This is a genomic window from Synergistaceae bacterium (assembly GCA_017540085.1).
Classification (GTDB): Bacteria; Synergistota; Synergistia; order Synergistales; family Aminobacteriaceae; genus JAFUXM01.
Genome location: JAFYBQ010000029.1, coordinates 1 through 15,370, shown reverse-complemented (window position 1 = coordinate 15,370; position 15,370 = coordinate 1). Strand labels below are relative to the sequence as shown.

The following is a 15,370-nucleotide window of genomic DNA, read 5'->3' as shown; positions in this document are numbered from 1 at the left end:
CCCGCCTCCCTGTAATTTTCTGTCTTGTGCAAAATTCTACCCTATGTGCTATAATCTTGCGCGTTTTGAGGAGAATTGGCCGAGTGGTCGATGGCGGTTGACTTGAAATCAATTGAGGTGCAAGCCTCCGGGGGTTCGAATCCTCCATTCTCCGCTCAGATTATGACCCTGTACAACTTGTACGGGGTTTTTTCGTATATTGATGGGGGGAATTTTCACGTGGACAAACTCAAATCACTTCAGCAGTATTTATCATCACTCGGAAGCGTTGCCGTTGCTTTCTCAGGAGGAGTCGACTCTACATTGCTGCTTAAAGTCGCGCACGACACATTAGCCGACAGGGCAATAGCCGTAACAGTCTCAGCGTCATTCACAGCAGGCCGGGAAATCTCAGAGGCCGAAAATTTCTGCCGGGACAATCACATTCAGCACATCAGGATTCATATCGACATGGCCGAAATCGACGGCTTCAGCAATAATCCCCCGGACAGGTGCTACATCTGCAAGCGCGAAATCTTCACCCGAATCATCACAGCCGCCCGCGAAAATGGACTCTCACACGTCGTTGACGGCTCAAATATCGATGACTCTGGCGACTACCGCCCCGGCATGAGGGCATTGCGTGAGTTTGGAGTCATAAGCCCCCTCCGCGAATGCGGCCTCACAAAATCCGACATCCGAGAAATTTCCCGCCGTCTGAATCTCCCCTCATGGGACAAACCTTCATCCGCCTGCCTCGCGTCAAGATTCGTTTACGGCGAAATGATTACCCCGGAGAAATTGCACATGGTCGAACAGTCTGAGGAGCTTTTGAGGACAATGGGATTCCGTCAGGCAAGAGTCCGCGTTCATGGGAACATCGCAAGGATTGAGATTCTGCCGGACGACTTCACCCGCATAATTCAGCCCGATACACGCGCAAAGATTTATGACGCTCTCAAAGGGTACGGATTTTCATATGTCGCTCTCGATATGAAGGGTTACAGAACTGGGAGCATGAATGAGACTTTGACGGCTTGACATTTTCCGGGCATTGTGCAATTATTCTGACGGTTCAAATTTTTACGCGGAGACAATTTATCACAGTGAACAGAATTAATCTTACATCAGCCAGCTATTTCATGTTTAACATTTACTTCTGGTATTTTCGCCGGGAGTCTGTTTTGCTTTGGCTGACGTAGGGAGAAATTCACAGCACATCACATACACGGAGAACACAACGCCTTCTGAATCAGTCAAAGGATTTCAGGGGGCGTTTTTTTATGCAGGAAGGAATGAATCAATACACATGCCCGCAAACGTAACAGCCAATGACGGCCACAGCATAAGAATACGCCGGGGAATAATATCCCGCCTCGGCCTCGAAATTCTCAGGCTCACGGAAGATTTATACACCGAAATATTAATCGTTACGGATGAGAAAGTCTCAGGACTATACCTGCACAAGGTGATAATGAACTTCCAGGAATGCCCGAAGCCTGACGGAATGAAGCTGAGAATATGCGAACTCATAATAGACTCCCATGAGCGCGCGAAAAACTTTCAGACGGTCTCAAAGCTCCTCGATGACATGGCCGAGCTTGGACTCTCCGCAAAATGTATAGTCGTAGCCATCGGGGGCGGTGTTCTGTGCGAGACAGCCGGATTCGCCGCGGGGTGCTACATGGGCGGGGTAAGGCTCGTCCTTGTTCCCACGACACTGGCGGCCATGATTGAGGCTTCAGCGTGGGATAGTGCGTTCATCAACCTGACAGCGGGCAAAAATCTCGCCGGAATGCGGTGCCGTCCTTCCCTTGTTGTATGTGATACTGACTGCTTGTCAACACTCTCACAGGAGGAATACCGCTCAGGAATCGCAGAAGCCCTCAAAACTGCAATAATGTCAGGCGAGGAATTATTCAGGATATTCGAGCGGGGAAACGTCCGGGACAGTATAGAGAAAATCATAGAAGGCTGCATAAAATACCGGGCTGGCCTTACGCGTGAAATGAAGTCGAAATGTCTCGGCTATGCTCTTGGGAACGCGATAGAAAGTCTCAGCGGCTACGGGATTCATCACGGCCTCGCATTGTCTCAGGGCATAGGGATAACGGCGCGGGCATCCGTCAAGCAGGGCTGGTGCGGCGAAAACACGTCAGCAAGAATCATTAACGCCCTCACGCGGAACAATCTTCCGTCAGAATGCAGGAGTTTCACGGCGGGCGAAATATCACAGGCGTTATTGAGCGGGCGCAAAATTCCGGGGAGCGGCTTTGATTTAGTTGTTCCTGCTGAAATTGGCGGGTGCGCGGCGGTGAATGTTCCGGCGGGGGAGCTTGAAGCGGTAATTTCATCGGGCATGGAGTGAGGAAATGTAATATAATAAATACAATTCAGCAATAACTTTTCAGGAGGTGCCACAAGAATGGACATTCGTTTTGTGCAGCGCGGGTGCGAAATTGATGACAAGCTCAGGGACTACATGGAGAAGAAAATATCCAAGCTGGAAAAATTCTTCCGCCGTATCATGAACTGCCAGATAGTAATCACGCACCACAAAGGCAGCTTCAACGTTGAGACTACAGCCAATGCAAACGGTGTAATTCTCAGGGCAGAAGAGGACGCATTAGAACCCCGCAAGGCTTTCGACCAGTCATTGAAGAATCTTGAGCGGAGAATAAAGAAGTACAATTCCTACCTCAAAGACAGGGCGCAGCTTGGAGCGGGCGAGGATTTCACGTTCAGCGTTGACGAGGAAGAAGACACAAACGCTCCGGCTATCGACAAGGTGAAGAAGGTAGAAGTTCACCCGATGGAAGCCGCAGAAGCCGTTATGCAGATGGAGCTTGTCGGGCATGAGTTCTACGTGTTCCAGAATGCCGCGACAGGGGAAATTAATGTAGTGTACAAGCGCGGGGAAAACAGCTACGGCCTCATAGAGCCTGTGAGATAGTGAGCAGGAATATCAATGTCCCCTCGGTCAAAAGCCGGGGGGATTTTCGTCAGTCCGCAGAAAAATCCTTCAGCCATTCATACAGCGCATTCCCGTTCCGCAGTAATTTCCCGTCCGGGGATGTGAATGCGTGCTTTGTGTACCCTTCCGCGGCGACTCTCCCCGTGTCGGCGTGAAGAACCCTGCATGAGAATGTTACGCTTACTTTCGTGAGCTTTGTTATTGTCGTCTCAATCATAATTTCGTCCTCGTAGAACAGCGGCGACTTGTACCGACAGTGAGCCTCTACTACAGGCAGCAATACGCCTTCAGACTCCCATATCGCAAAGCTCTTCCCGTTTTCCCTGCATAAGTCGCTTCTTCCCATCTCGAACCAGTTCAGATAGTGCGCGTGATATGCTACTCCCATTTTATCTGTCTCGCCGTAACGGACTCGCGTTCGCGTGATACATTTTGCTTCTGACATTGAATGACCCCTCCCGTGAAAATTCCGCGTCAATATTATCACACGGCAGATATAATTATTTATTTCCGGCTGTGATAGAATAGCGGACATCAATATGTGAGGAGGCTTGTGCGGTGAGGCGGCTTACGCTTGACGAGATTAGGAAAATACAGCTTGAGATTCTTGACACTGTTATGGATTTTTGCGCGGAAAGGGGAATAAATTGCTGGCTCAACGGCGGGACACTGCTGGGTGCGGTTAGGCACAAGGGCTATATTCCTTGGGACGATGATATTGACTTGGGTATGCTCCGCCCGGACTATGACAGGTTCATGGCCGAGTTCAACGGATATAACCCCCGCTACGAGTTCCGCAGCATAGAGAATGACCCGGAATGCGAGTTTGCGTTCGGGAAAGTCTTTGACAATACAACAGTGGTTGATGAGCCTCTCACAAATATAACGGGCATGGCATTGAACGTTGATATATTTGTGATGGACAATGCCCCCGATGATGACAGAATAGTGCGGGACATGTTCAGGAAGCGGATCGCATATATCAGGGCGGTGAGATGCATAAGGGAGGGGATATTCCCGGCAAGGTGGAGCATAATGAGCATTAAGAGACGGATATGCGTGGCGGCGTGCCGGATTGCGTGGAAGATAGTACACTTTTTCCCGCCAAAGTCCGCAAGGTTTGATTACATCAGGAAAATAGCTGAGAACTCAAAGCGATATGCCGACAAGAAAACAGCAAGAGTCGGTGATTTTGTCGGATGGCATTGCCTTGTGTGCAGAAGGGAACTCCTTGAGAATCTCACCGAGCTTGAATTTGAAGGCAAGATGTACAAAGTTCCCGCAGGCTATGATGAATGGCTCAGAGGTCTTTACGGGGACTATATGACACCTCCCCCGCCGGGCAAAAGAATATCCCATCAGCTTATAGCGTACAAGAAAGATTAGACCGCAGGAATTTCCGCCCTGTTTCATTCTGCTATAATCACCCGTGAAACTTCAACAGGAGGCTAAAACTTTCACACATGGAAATCACAAACACATCACCGACACAGGAATACGGAGCGGAAAGCATAAAAGTACTTGAAGGACTCGAAGCGGTTCGCAAACGCCCGGGAATGTACATCGGCGACACATCATCGCGCGGCCTTCATCATCTTGTGTATGAAGTTGTAGACAACGCAGTAGACGAGGCCATGGCCGGGTTCTGCGACAAGATAGACATAACGATTCACCCTGACGAAAGCATTACCGTCCAGGACAACGGGCGCGGAATCCCTACAGACCCTCACCCCTACAACGGGCGGCCAACAAGTGAAGTCGTTTTGACGGTGCTACACGCGGGCGGGAAATTCGGCGAGGGAGCGTACAAAGTCTCAGGAGGCTTGCACGGAGTCGGAGTCTCTGTCGTCAATGCCCTGTCAGAATGGCTTGTTGTTACTATTGCCCGCAACGGCGTAGAGAAGACTCAGCGTTTCGAGCGCGGAGTCCCTGTAACAGAATTGTCCGAGGGAGTCCCGGCAAACTGGCGCGGAACGAGAATAGATTACCGTCCCGACAGCGAAATATTCGAGGAAGTGAAGCACTCTCTTGACACCCTCAAGAGCCGCTTCAAGGAGCTGGCCTTCCTGAATCCGGGGCTGAAGATCTCTGTGCTTGACGAACGCACGAACGAGACGCGGGAATATTTCTTCAAGGGCGGTATAGGCGCGTTCGTGAAATACATTGACCGCGACAGGATTCCCCTTTTCCCTGAGCCTGTAGTTTTGTCGGGAGTGCGCGACAACATTGCGATTGATGTCGGCTTTGAGTACAACGACGGCTATCAGGAACACATGTACACATACGCCAATTTGATTCACACGATAGAAGGCGGGACTCACCTTGCCGGACTAAGGTCGGCCATGACTCGCGCCCTGAACGAGTTAGCCCGGGCAGGGAAGATTCTGCGCGACAAGGAGGAGAATTTATCCGGCGATGACCTCAAAGAGGGATTAACCTGCGTATTGTCCGTGAGACTCTCGGAGCCTCAGTTCGAGGGCCAGACGAAAACAAAGCTCGGAAACAGCGAGGTGCGCGGAGCTGTCGACTCATTCATTTACGAGGGGTTAATCTCAGCATTTGAAGACCGCCCCGAAATCGTCAGGCCGATTGCAGAGAAAGCCATACGCGCCCGCCGTGCACGTGAAGCCGCAAAGAAAGCCCGCGAGCTTGTCCGCAAAGGCGCAATGTCAGGAATGAGCCTTCCGGGAAAATTGGCTGACTGTTCCTCAAAGAAAGCCGAGAACACAGAGCTGTACATTGTCGAGGGAGACTCAGCAGGCGGATCCGCAAAACAGGGACGCGACAGAAAATTTCAGGCGATATTGCCCCTGCGCGGGAAAATCCTCAACGTAGAGAAAGCCCACATGGACAGAATGTTAGCCAACCGCGAAATTCAGACGATAATAACGGCACTCGGCTGCGGAATCGGGAATGAGTTTGACGCAGAGAAGCTACGCTACCACAAAATAATCATCATGACGGATGCCGATGTTGACGGAGCGCACATTTCAACATTGCTGCTTACGTTCTTTTACCGACATATGCCGGAGCTTTTAGCGCAGGGATATTTGTACCTGGCACAGCCTCCGCTTTACCGGGTGCAGTACGGCAAAGAGGTTCATTACTGCTACACGGACAGCGAACTACGCAGGCACACCGCCGGAGCGTCTGACCCGTCAAAAGTCAGCGTACAGCGATACAAGGGACTCGGCGAAATGAATCCCGAACAATTATGGGATACCACAATGAATCCCGCAAACAGAATCCTGAAGCAGGTACAGCTTGATGATAATTTCCTCGCTGATGAGTATTTCGACATTCTCATGGGCGAAAAGGTAGAACCCCGGCGGCAGTTTATCATCGCAAATTCGGCGGACGTGAAGAATCTTGACGTTTAGCCCGGACTGTGCTAAAAGTCATATGATTCCTCACCGATAATTTGTCCAGAATCCAATAAAACAATTCAGGGGGAAAATTTCAATGGCAGCCACCAATAACGCACAGTACACCTATCAGGCAACGAGGATTTCAACCGCCACGAAAGAACAGCTGCTCCTCATCACCTACGACATCGGAATAAAGGCGTGCAGGACAGCCGAGAACGCAATGACCGCCAAATCACCCGACTATGACACGGCCAACAGGGAAATTATCCGGGCGCAGGAAGTTATCCGCGAGCTTATGGTTACGCTGAACAAAGAGCGCGGCGGGGAAATGGCAGACAAGCTCATGCAGCTTTACGAGTATATGTATCAGCGGCTTGTTGACGCGAACATGAAGAAAGAGCCGGACAACATCAGGACAGTGCGCGGAATGCTTGAGGAGCTTAAACAGACATGGGAGAGTGCTTTGATTCAGCTCCTTCAGAAGTATCAGGAAGAACATCCCGATGACAAAGACCTTCAGAGCGCAATGGATGAGCTTGAAGGGAAGAAGCCTGAGACAAAGACAGCAGTCTCATACGTAAACCCAGCACCCGCGAAAAATGCAAAGGCCGGAAAATTCACCCTCGCAGGATAAAATATTAGAGCAGGCAAAAGATCTCATTCAGCGCGAGATAAAATACTGCCGAACGTTAAGGGCAATGATTTCGAGGGAACTTGAAGCCATTGTCCTTAATGGTGATATGGACGAATTGTCCGACATTCTCGCGCAGAAGGACGAAATTATTTCACAGCTTCAATTGCTTGCTGACGGATGGCGCGACATTCTTGAGGAGTCCGGGCTTGGCGGAAATATTCAGGGGGCGGAGGGATTCGGAATGCGCCTGCTTGAATTGTACCCCGATGACACGGAGCTTCCCGCGCTGATTGAGGAAAGCCGCGAAATTGCCGGGAGCATAATACGCGCTGAGGATGACGCGATTTCGGAGCTTGAGAAACATTCCGCAGGTCTCCGCTCTCAGATGTTATCACGCGCCCACGCAAAAAACGCCGCCGCAAGCTATGCCAAAATGGGAGGGGGATACTATTAGCCGGAATGAAGAAGTTAATACTGTTATTTGCGCTTATATTTTCCCCAGTTATATCATATTCCGCAGAGCCTGACCCCGATTTAGCCAAAGAAGTCGAAATAGGCCGCCGCGCCGTGAAGCAGATAGAAGAGCAGTGGCCGCTTACCTCAGACCCCGCAATAATCTCAAAACTTGAGGTGATATTACGCAGACTTGAGCCGCATATGTCCCGCCGTCTTGACTGGGAAATACGGCTTGTGAAAACTGACGCGCTCAACGCCTTCTGCATTCCGGGAGGATTTATATTTTTCACAACGGGAATTGTTGACGCTCTCAAGACTGACTCGGAACTGGCTGCTGTCATGGCTCATGAAATGATTCACGCAGACCGCAAGCACTCTTTACTGATGGCCGCTGATGCCGACAAAGTTACGCTGGGAGCATTGGCCGTAATGATACTCTCAGGGGGAGCCGCCGCCCCGGTTATTCTCGCACAGGTCGCACAGATTGCCGTAACAAGCGCGTATACACTTGAGCTTGAAGCGGAAGCTGACCGTCTCGGACTTGACGCGCTCATTCAGTCGGGGTACTCGCCTACGGGAATGATTACGCTGTTTGAACACTTCATGGCAGAGGAGTACAGGCAGCCTATTGTAGAATACGGAATATACCTGAATCACCCTGAGACACCCAAACGACTGGCCGCCGCCGTCAAAATCCTTCATGAACGTAAAATCCCGATTGAGCGGAAATATTCGCTTGGGCTTCTCCGGACTAATATACGCGAGGGGGATAATGACATTGTGCTGACTGTTGACGGCCTTCCTGCTGTAATCGGGAAAAAGTCTGCTGAGTCCCGCGCCCTTATGCCGTCAATCCGGGAGTCTCTCGACAAATATCTTCAGCTTGAGCTTGCCCCGTATGAAATTCACGTTGAGCGGGGAGCGTTATACATCGGGAATCATTTTGTCGCAGGAACTATTGACGGAATGACAAAGCCGGACGACATACGCAGGAATCTCGTAAAGGCCATCAACGCAGGCCGGGCAAAATATCCCACGTCAAAATTCTTCAAGTGAACCGCAAAATTTCAGGCGCGGGATTTTCCTGACTCCCTGACTCTTACTCCTTCACATGAGGCGCAAGAATTTCCATCCACCTCAAAACGCCTTCCCCGCTCAGGTGAAGCCCGTCAACCGTATATTTTCGCGGCAGTATTCCGTTCTCGGCCATGTGCTTGTTCGTGTCGATGAGATTGCAGCCTGTCTCACGCGCTACGGCTATGATTTTCTCGTTGCGGGAATTTATTTCGCTGTTCGGCCTCTGAGTGTGCAAATCCGGGTTTGTCGGCATGAGAGTCTGAACGTAAATTTTTGTTGACGGGGATTCTTTCTGCACCCTGCGTATTATCTCGGTGAGATTTTCCGCTGTCCTCTCCGCTGTCATGTTGTAGACAATATCATTCGTGCCGAGAAGTATAAACAGCTTTGACGGCTTCAGGCTGATTACCTCATCGACCCGCGCCAATGCTCCGGATGTATTGTCCCCAGCGATTCCCCTGTTGATTACGGGCAGGCCGGAGGAAAAAAATATCTCGCTGAACGGAGCGTAATCCGTAATACTGTCTCCAAGAAACACAATCCCGCCTTCACTGCTCGGCATTCTCTCGTAGATACTGATGTGAATCTTGTAGTACGTATCATTGAGTATGTCGGTCTCTGCTCTCTGTCTCTGAATAAATGACCCTGTGTAGTGCCATCGCATTCCGAAAACGCATATCACCGCCGTAACAGAAACCGCAAGAAAATATTTCGCCAGCTTCATTCGCTGATGCCTCCTCAAAAAATTTTTGCGTGAATGAATTTTACCTTTTCGCGCAAGAAGGCTCCAACCTCTTTAGGTGAGAGATGAATTGCGCCATTAGGATATAATATCCACATGACAGAAAATGAGAGATTAGCGAAAAATGAACGAATAAAAGAGCAAAGCAAACAGACAAAACAGAAGCGCAAGTCTCAGGTTTGCCGAGTCTATCGCGTGAAAATCGACATCTCTCACCTTAATGAACAGCAGAAAACTCGCCTCAAAATGCTTTTTGTTGAAGCTAAATGGCTCTATAACGATACTCTAACCTTCATGAATGACCCTGACATCAACGACTACGACAGCAAAACTCTCACAGTGCATGGATTAGACAAAGACCGCCAGCCTGTAACACACGAACTGCAATATATTTCATCGCAAATGAGACAGTCTGTAATCCAAGGCTTGAAAGACAGCTTGAAGGCTCTTGCAACTCTTCGTGAGCATAAGCGCAAGATAGGTTCTTTGCGCTACAAGTCTGATTATGTGTCAATTAATCTCAAGCAACACAGAATAACATACAGGTTCTATGATGAATGTCATATCGGTATTCAAGGCTTCAAGGAACGCATACGTATAAAAGGAGCAAATCAGTTCTGGAATATCCCTGATATAGAGTTTGCGAATGCGAATTTACTTAGTTTGCCAGATGGCTATTATCTTGTGATAACGACCTACCAGAATAAAGGAGGTGAAAAGAGAAAGTACAAGTCTGAAATCGGGATAGATATGGGAATAAAAACGACAATAACGACATCTGACGGGGAAAAATATAAAGTGCTGATTGGAGAAAGTGAACGGATAAAGAAGTGCCAGCGTTTAATAGCTCGGCGTAAGAAGGGTTCAAACAATTGCGCGGGCGCACCCGTTCCAGGGTCGGACAAAGCTAGGAAATTGTTACAGAAAGCATATCAGAAATTAACGAGCCGTAAAAAAGACACAGCGAATAAAATCGTGCATAAGCTGTTAGAGCATGAACATGTATATATGCAGGATAAAAATCTTTCCGGATGGCATAAAGGCATGTTCGGAAGGACAGTGCAACACTCAGTATTAGGACTAGTGAAAGCAAAACTGATGAATAATGAGCGGGTAACAGTGCTGTCCTCAAGAGAGCCAACCACGAAATATTGCCCAGTATGTGGGAAACTCAAGAAAGATATAACGTTAGCAGACAGGGTATATGAATGTTCCTGCGGATATAGAGAAGACCGAGACATTCACGCGGCGCGAAATATGATATTGCTTGCGAAGAAAAATACCTGTGGGACGCAGGGAATCCACGCCTTTGGAGAGGACGTAAGACAACATGAGTCGCAAGATTTGTGTTGCAGCCTCGTAGAATTAGGAAGCTCCAGCCTCTATAGGCGGAGTAGTTCACATGATTGATTTCTGTAAAGCAAAAACACTTGACAGCCTGAAACAGGTTGATATAATCCTCATCATGACTGACAGCGCAAAGGACGACAATGACATACTGAAACGCAGGGTACATTTCAATTTGCTGTACGATTTCTATTCACCATTGCTGACAGAAAGACAGAGGAAAGTTTACGAGACATTATGCTTTTCTGACCTGACATTATCGGAGGCGGCCGACGTACTCGGAATCAGCAGGCAGGCAGTGTATACACTTGCGCGGAATGTCATGGGAAAACTTGACGGCCTTGAGCGTGATTTACATTTTGCGGCTAATACCCGTCATCTTGAGGAAAAAATACGGGAGCTTGAGTCGGAGAATGAAGCACTGCGCGTAAAGTCAGGGGCGAAGGAGGAAAATCAATCATGTTTGACGCTCTGAAGGAAAAATTATCGGCCTTATTCTCAAAACTTGGCGGGAAAGGAAAACTGTCCCCGGAAGACATTGACGCGGCCATGAGGGAACTCAGGCGGTCATTGCTTGAGGCTGATGTTGATTTCAGGACGGCAAAAGACTTCATAGCCCGCATACGTGAAAGGGCTTCCGGCGCGGAAGTGCTGCAGTCAATCACACCCAGTGAGCGAATCTCGGCAATTGTCTACGAGGAATTAATATCGCTCATGGGAAAGCCTGCCCCCCTCATAATTTCGCCCAAACCGCCCACAGTAATATTGATGGTCGGCCTTCAGGGTTCGGGGAAAACTACAAGCACCGTCAAACTTGCCCGGCTCCTGAAGGGTTCGCATAATCCGCTTGTTGTGGCGTGTGATTTGCGCCGCCCCGCTGCTGTCGAGCAGCTGAGAGTCCTCGCTGAAGGGGCTAAAGTCGCGTTTTTCGGGCCTAACCCCCCTGTTGTCCCCCCTACGTTAGGGGGGAAGGAGCGCGAGCGGAAGAGGGGTATGGAAAACTCGCCTGACGTTCTCGCGGTTGTTCGGGGCGCGGTGAAATACGCGGAAGGCCACATGAATGACGTTATAATCCTCGACACAGCCGGAAGGCTTCACATTGATGACGAATTGATGACGGAGCTGAAGAGCATTGCTGACATTCTCCCGCCTCATGAGAAGATTCTTGTTGTCGACGCTATGACAGGGCAGGAGGCAGTGAACGCGGCAAAGGCATTCCACGAATTATTGTCGCTGACGGGACTCATTCTCACAAAACTTGACGGCGATGCACGCGGAGGAAGCGCGCTGTCTGTCAGAGCAGTAACAGGAATCCCGGTGAAATTCGCGGGTGTCGGCGAGAACACGGACGCTCTAGAGGTGTTCAGCCCTGAGAGAATGGCCGGGCGCATTATGGGAATGGGCGACATTCAGGGCTTGGCGGAAAAAGTCAGGGCGGCAGGAATAGCAGATACAGAAATCAAGTCCCCCGGAAAAATCGCAAAGTCTTTTGACCTAGAAATGTTATTGAAACAGTTTGAGGCACTCGAAAAGATGGGGCCACTTCAAAAGGTCATGGGCATGATTCCGGGGATGGACAAGATAAAAGGTTTACGGGCTGAGGACGCTGACGAATCAGCATTGAGGCGCAGCAAGGCAATAATCCAGTCAATGACCCGCGAAGAGAGACGCAATCCGAGAATAATAAAAGGCTCAAGACGGCGGAGAATTGCACAGGGTTCCGGGACTTCAGTCCAAAGCGTGAACCAGCTGCTTGCCCAGTATGAGCAGATGAGAAAAATGTTCAAGTCATTCACCGGCTCAGGGGGAAGCAGACGGCTGAAATCGTTGTTCGGTTTCGGAAGATAATACAGCGTAAAACTACAGGAGGTGCGAAAACAAGAATGGCGGTAAAGATTCGTTTGTCGCGTCAGGGCAGAAAGAAAGCTCCCTTTTACAGGCTTGTTGTAGCAGATGAGCGTTCACCGAGGGACGGAAAATTCATCGAGCTTATCGGAACATACAACCCGATGACAGACCCGGCCACAGTGAATATCAACGAGGAGCGTGCTCTATACTGGCTGAAGAACGGCGCATTGCCTTCAGACACGGCGCGCGGGCTTTTAAAGAAGCAGGGAATCTGGGAGAAGTTCAAGACAAAGGAAGCATAAACAGCAGGCTTTCTTTCAGCAGGAAACAGCATCAAAAAAATAATTTCATCGTAGACCGCGAATAAAACAGGAGGTGCCACTTTAATGGTCAATTACAAAGAGCTTGTAGAGTTTATCGTCAAACACCTTGTTACACAGCCTGACTCAGTTGAAGTAGAGAACGGCGAGGAAGACGGCGGAAGCAAAATCCTCATCCGGGTTGCCCATGAGGACGTGGGGCGCGTAATCGGGAAGAGGGGTGCAACGATCAACGCTATCCGGCTGTTGGCCAAAGCGGCAGCAGTCAAGGCCGGAGAGAGGGTTGATGTTGACATCATCGAGGACTAGCCATTAACGTAAGCATATTGACGGCATTCCCGGAGCTATTCGCGGAATTTCTACATACAAGTATTCCGGGCCGTGCTGTTTCAGGAGGGCTTGTCGGCGTTAAGCTGGTTAACCTGCGTGATTTTGGCAGGGGAAATTACAGACAGATTGATGATTACGCATTCGGTTCGGGCGGGATGGTATTGGCGGCTCCTCAGCTGAAGGACGCATTAGACTCCGTAACGTCTGAATCAGGCGGAAAAAGGCCGTTTGTTGTGTACCCTTCCCCGCAGGGGGTGTTAATCAGCCAGGAGATAATAGAGACTCTCGCGCTTCAGGACAATGTAGCGATAATCTGCGGACATTATGAGGGAATAGACGAACGCTTTGTTGAACGGTATGTTGACCTAGAAATCAGCATAGGGGACTGTGTTTTGACGGGCGGAGAGATCCCGGCGATGCTTATAGCTGACGCAATGTCGCGGCTTGTTCCTGGTGTTGTGGGAAAAAGCAGGGCAGTAATCGAGGACTCATTTTACCGCGGAATGCTTGACAACCCGAATTACACCCGTCCGGCAATGTGGGAGGGGCTTGCTGTTCCTGAAGTTTTGACGGGAGGGAACGCGGGAGAAATATCCCGGCGGAGGCGGCGCGAGGCAGTCAGGCGGACATTGACGAGAAGGCCGGATTTAGTTTCGCGGGCATCGGTGAGGGAATATCTTTCGGGCGTGAATGTAGCAGTAACCGTGAAAAATGAGGGCGTGAATCTTTCGGGGCTTGCTGAGATCTGCCGGGCATACGTTGCGGGAAGGCCGTACATATCCGCAGAAAGCAGAGAGTTACGGGCGGCCATGAAGGAAATGTACCCGGGCGCGAAAATCATCGGCAGTGTGAAGAAAATTGTTGACGGTGATACGCTTGCGGTGAAAGTTTCGGAGGGCGCGAGGAAAAATTCTCTTCACAGCCTTGAGGTGAAGCGCAGATGCTTGGAGCATGACGGAAATATACTGTTCATATTCGCGCAGGATGATGAATTTCCCGATGACATCGGCGGGATTTCGGGGTATCTTTTCGCTGAGGGAGCAGATTTGCCGCTGAACGTGAGAGTCGGAACAGCGTTAGACAGGTTTTTGGGCAAACGTTAAAAGAAGGAGGAATTACAGAGTTGAACGCAGTAGAATTAGTGCAGAAGAAATACTACAGAGCCGAGCCTCTGCCTGATTTCAGGCCGGGTGATACTCTGAGGGTGCATGTAAAAATCAAAGAAGGCACAAGAGAGCGCATACAGGTCTTTGAGGGTATCGTCATAGCAAAGCAGCACGGCGGCCTCGATGAGACATTCACGGTCAGGAAAATATCGAACGGTGTCGGCGTTGAGAGGATATTCCCGGTACACTGCCCGTCAATCGACAAAGTGGAAGTACAGCGCAAAGGAAAAGTCAGACGCGCTAAGCTGTACTACCTGCGGAAACTCAGCGGGAAGGCCGCGAGAATCAAAGAGCGCAGGAAGTTCACAGAAGCCTAGCAGAAAGATTTTCCCCTGTCATAACGGCGGGGGAAATTTTTTTTGCCTTGTAATAGTTAAGCCGCGGGGTTATCTGATGAAGATAGGCTGTACTGCCTTCAATGTGCTTAACCGAATACCAAACTCCTGCCCTTTGCTGTAAATTATATACAATGTCATGATTCCTGATTACTAATCGCTTCTCCGAAACACTTTCTCCTGTTCCTGTCTGTAACATATATCCCAGCGAAGATGGGGTACTTTTCCTTAATCCTTACGCTAACATGCCACTGATTTTAGGAAAGGGATGGTAGATAACTCAAATGGGATAAAAATAAAATTATAAATTTACCGCGACAGTGAGAATTTACAGACGATAGTGATCACGAACGCAAAAACGCCGGAAGTCCTTTGCCGATGGAGCGGGGAGGATTTCATGTTGCCGATAATTTCACGTTTGGAAGGGCGCGGAAAATGGGTAACGATAGAAAAAGCATCCCAGAAGTGGACAATGCCGATAAGCAACTGGTCAAAAGCATTAAGTCACTTCTATGAGAGATACGCAGACCGTTTCCCGAAAGTGTCTTTCTTGCCGTATCCGTTCCTTGTGTTGCCCGCTGCGCGTCCTTCGTCTGTGTTATTGAGGTGGAAATCCATCTCGGCGTTAAGGATTCGTTCTAACAGAGCCTTGTTTATCTGAGTGATGATGCCCTCTTTGCCCCATAAATCGTCTTGAGTTTTGACCCCTACGAGCATGGCATCGAGCAAGTCGTTGCTAATCTTGAGTTTTTCCTGTCTAGCTTCTTCCATTATGCTTACCTCCTGTGTATTTT

At 49.6% G+C, this 15,370-nt stretch carries 18 protein-coding genes and 1 tRNA gene; 16 read left to right on the top strand and 3 right to left on the bottom strand.

All coding sequences use genetic code 11. From position 1 onward, the window contains the following. Positions 1–69 precede the first annotated feature (69 nt). The 4 genes from IKQ95_06320 to raiA all read left to right on the top strand — a co-directional run bounded on the left by IKQ95_06320 (position 70) and on the right by raiA (position 2,932). Positions 70–154: transfer RNA gene (locus IKQ95_06320), tRNA-Ser, on the top strand. An 8-nt stretch (positions 155–162) separates the two neighbouring features. Beyond that, a complete protein-coding gene (gene larE, locus IKQ95_06315) occupies positions 163–1,020 on the top strand; it encodes an ATP-dependent sacrificial sulfur transferase LarE (protein ID MBR4196309.1) in 858 nt (285 codons plus the stop codon). A gap of 148 nt (positions 1,021–1,168) precedes the next feature. Beyond that, complete coding sequence (locus IKQ95_06310) at positions 1,169–2,347, top strand: 3-dehydroquinate synthase (protein MBR4196308.1); 1,179 nt, start codon at positions 1,169–1,171, stop codon at positions 2,345–2,347. Positions 2,348–2,404: 57 nt separating this feature from the next. Next, on the top strand, positions 2,405–2,932 hold the full coding sequence (raiA, locus tag IKQ95_06305) for a ribosome-associated translation inhibitor RaiA (GenBank protein ID MBR4196307.1): 528 nt from the start codon (positions 2,405–2,407) through the stop codon (positions 2,930–2,932). Positions 2,933–2,981: 49 nt separating this feature from the next. Here the strand turns inward: raiA and IKQ95_06300 are convergent, their stop codons facing one another. Further along, entirely contained in the window at positions 2,982–3,398 is a 417-nt protein-coding gene (locus IKQ95_06300) for an acyl-CoA thioesterase (protein ID MBR4196306.1), read from the bottom strand. 113 nt (positions 3,399–3,511) lie between these two features. On the opposite strand from IKQ95_06300, the gene IKQ95_06295 reads away from it, so the two are divergent. The 5 genes from IKQ95_06295 to IKQ95_06275 all read left to right on the top strand — a co-directional run bounded on the left by IKQ95_06295 (position 3,512) and on the right by IKQ95_06275 (position 8,467). Continuing rightward, positions 3,512–4,339, top strand: coding sequence for a LicD family protein (locus IKQ95_06295; protein ID MBR4196305.1), 828 nt, complete (start codon positions 3,512–3,514; stop codon positions 4,337–4,339). A 77-nt stretch (positions 4,340–4,416) separates the two neighbouring features. Next, positions 4,417–6,333 (top strand): DNA topoisomerase (ATP-hydrolyzing) subunit B, encoded by a 1,917-nt coding sequence (gene gyrB / locus IKQ95_06290; GenBank protein ID MBR4196304.1) that lies wholly within the window; start codon positions 4,417–4,419, stop codon positions 6,331–6,333. A gap of 82 nt (positions 6,334–6,415) precedes the next feature. Further along, entirely contained in the window at positions 6,416–6,955 is a 540-nt protein-coding gene (gene fliS / locus IKQ95_06285) for a flagellar export chaperone FliS (GenBank protein ID MBR4196303.1), read from the top strand. Then, on the top strand, positions 6,921–7,409 hold the full coding sequence (flgN, locus tag IKQ95_06280) for a flagellar export chaperone FlgN (GenBank protein MBR4196302.1): 489 nt from the start codon (positions 6,921–6,923) through the stop codon (positions 7,407–7,409). The genes fliS and flgN overlap by 35 nt, the downstream gene beginning before the upstream one ends. Before the next feature lie 5 nt (positions 7,410–7,414). Further along, a complete protein-coding gene (locus IKQ95_06275) occupies positions 7,415–8,467 on the top strand; it encodes a M48 family metalloprotease (protein MBR4196301.1) in 1,053 nt (350 codons plus the stop codon). Between the two features lie 43 nt (positions 8,468–8,510). Here the strand turns inward: IKQ95_06275 and IKQ95_06270 are convergent, their stop codons facing one another. After that, a complete protein-coding gene (locus tag IKQ95_06270; protein ID MBR4196300.1) occupies positions 8,511–9,212 on the bottom strand; it encodes a hypothetical protein in 702 nt (233 codons plus the stop codon). A 114-nt stretch (positions 9,213–9,326) separates the two neighbouring features. On the opposite strand from IKQ95_06270, the gene IKQ95_06265 reads away from it, so the two are divergent. The 7 genes from IKQ95_06265 to rplS all read left to right on the top strand — a co-directional run bounded on the left by IKQ95_06265 (position 9,327) and on the right by rplS (position 14,558). After that, positions 9,327–10,640 (top strand): transposase, encoded by a 1,314-nt coding sequence (locus IKQ95_06265; protein MBR4196299.1) that lies wholly within the window; start codon positions 9,327–9,329, stop codon positions 10,638–10,640. Continuing rightward, entirely contained in the window at positions 10,633–11,052 is a 420-nt protein-coding gene (locus IKQ95_06260; protein MBR4196298.1) for a hypothetical protein, read from the top strand. Before IKQ95_06265 ends, IKQ95_06260 begins: the two co-directional genes overlap by 8 nt. Further along, complete coding sequence (gene ffh, locus IKQ95_06255; protein MBR4196297.1) at positions 11,037–12,425, top strand: signal recognition particle protein; 1,389 nt, start codon at positions 11,037–11,039, stop codon at positions 12,423–12,425. Before IKQ95_06260 ends, ffh begins: the two co-directional genes overlap by 16 nt. 35 nt (positions 12,426–12,460) lie before the next feature. Continuing rightward, on the top strand, positions 12,461–12,727 hold the full coding sequence (gene rpsP / locus IKQ95_06250) for a 30S ribosomal protein S16 (protein ID MBR4196296.1): 267 nt from the start codon (positions 12,461–12,463) through the stop codon (positions 12,725–12,727). 84 nt (positions 12,728–12,811) lie between these two features. Beyond that, positions 12,812–13,054 (top strand): KH domain-containing protein, encoded by a 243-nt coding sequence (locus IKQ95_06245; protein ID MBR4196295.1) that lies wholly within the window; start codon positions 12,812–12,814, stop codon positions 13,052–13,054. Positions 13,055–13,056: 2 nt separating this feature from the next. Continuing rightward, on the top strand, positions 13,057–14,178 hold the full coding sequence (gene trmD, locus IKQ95_06240) for a tRNA (guanosine(37)-N1)-methyltransferase TrmD (protein ID MBR4196294.1): 1,122 nt from the start codon (positions 13,057–13,059) through the stop codon (positions 14,176–14,178). Between the two features lie 20 nt (positions 14,179–14,198). Continuing rightward, entirely contained in the window at positions 14,199–14,558 is a 360-nt protein-coding gene (gene rplS / locus IKQ95_06235) for a 50S ribosomal protein L19 (protein ID MBR4196293.1), read from the top strand. Positions 14,559–15,086: 528 nt separating this feature from the next. Here the strand turns inward: rplS and IKQ95_06230 are convergent. Then, on the bottom strand, positions 15,087–15,347 hold the full coding sequence (locus IKQ95_06230; protein ID MBR4196292.1) for a hypothetical protein: 261 nt from the start codon (positions 15,345–15,347) through the stop codon (positions 15,087–15,089). Positions 15,348–15,370 lie beyond the last annotated feature (23 nt).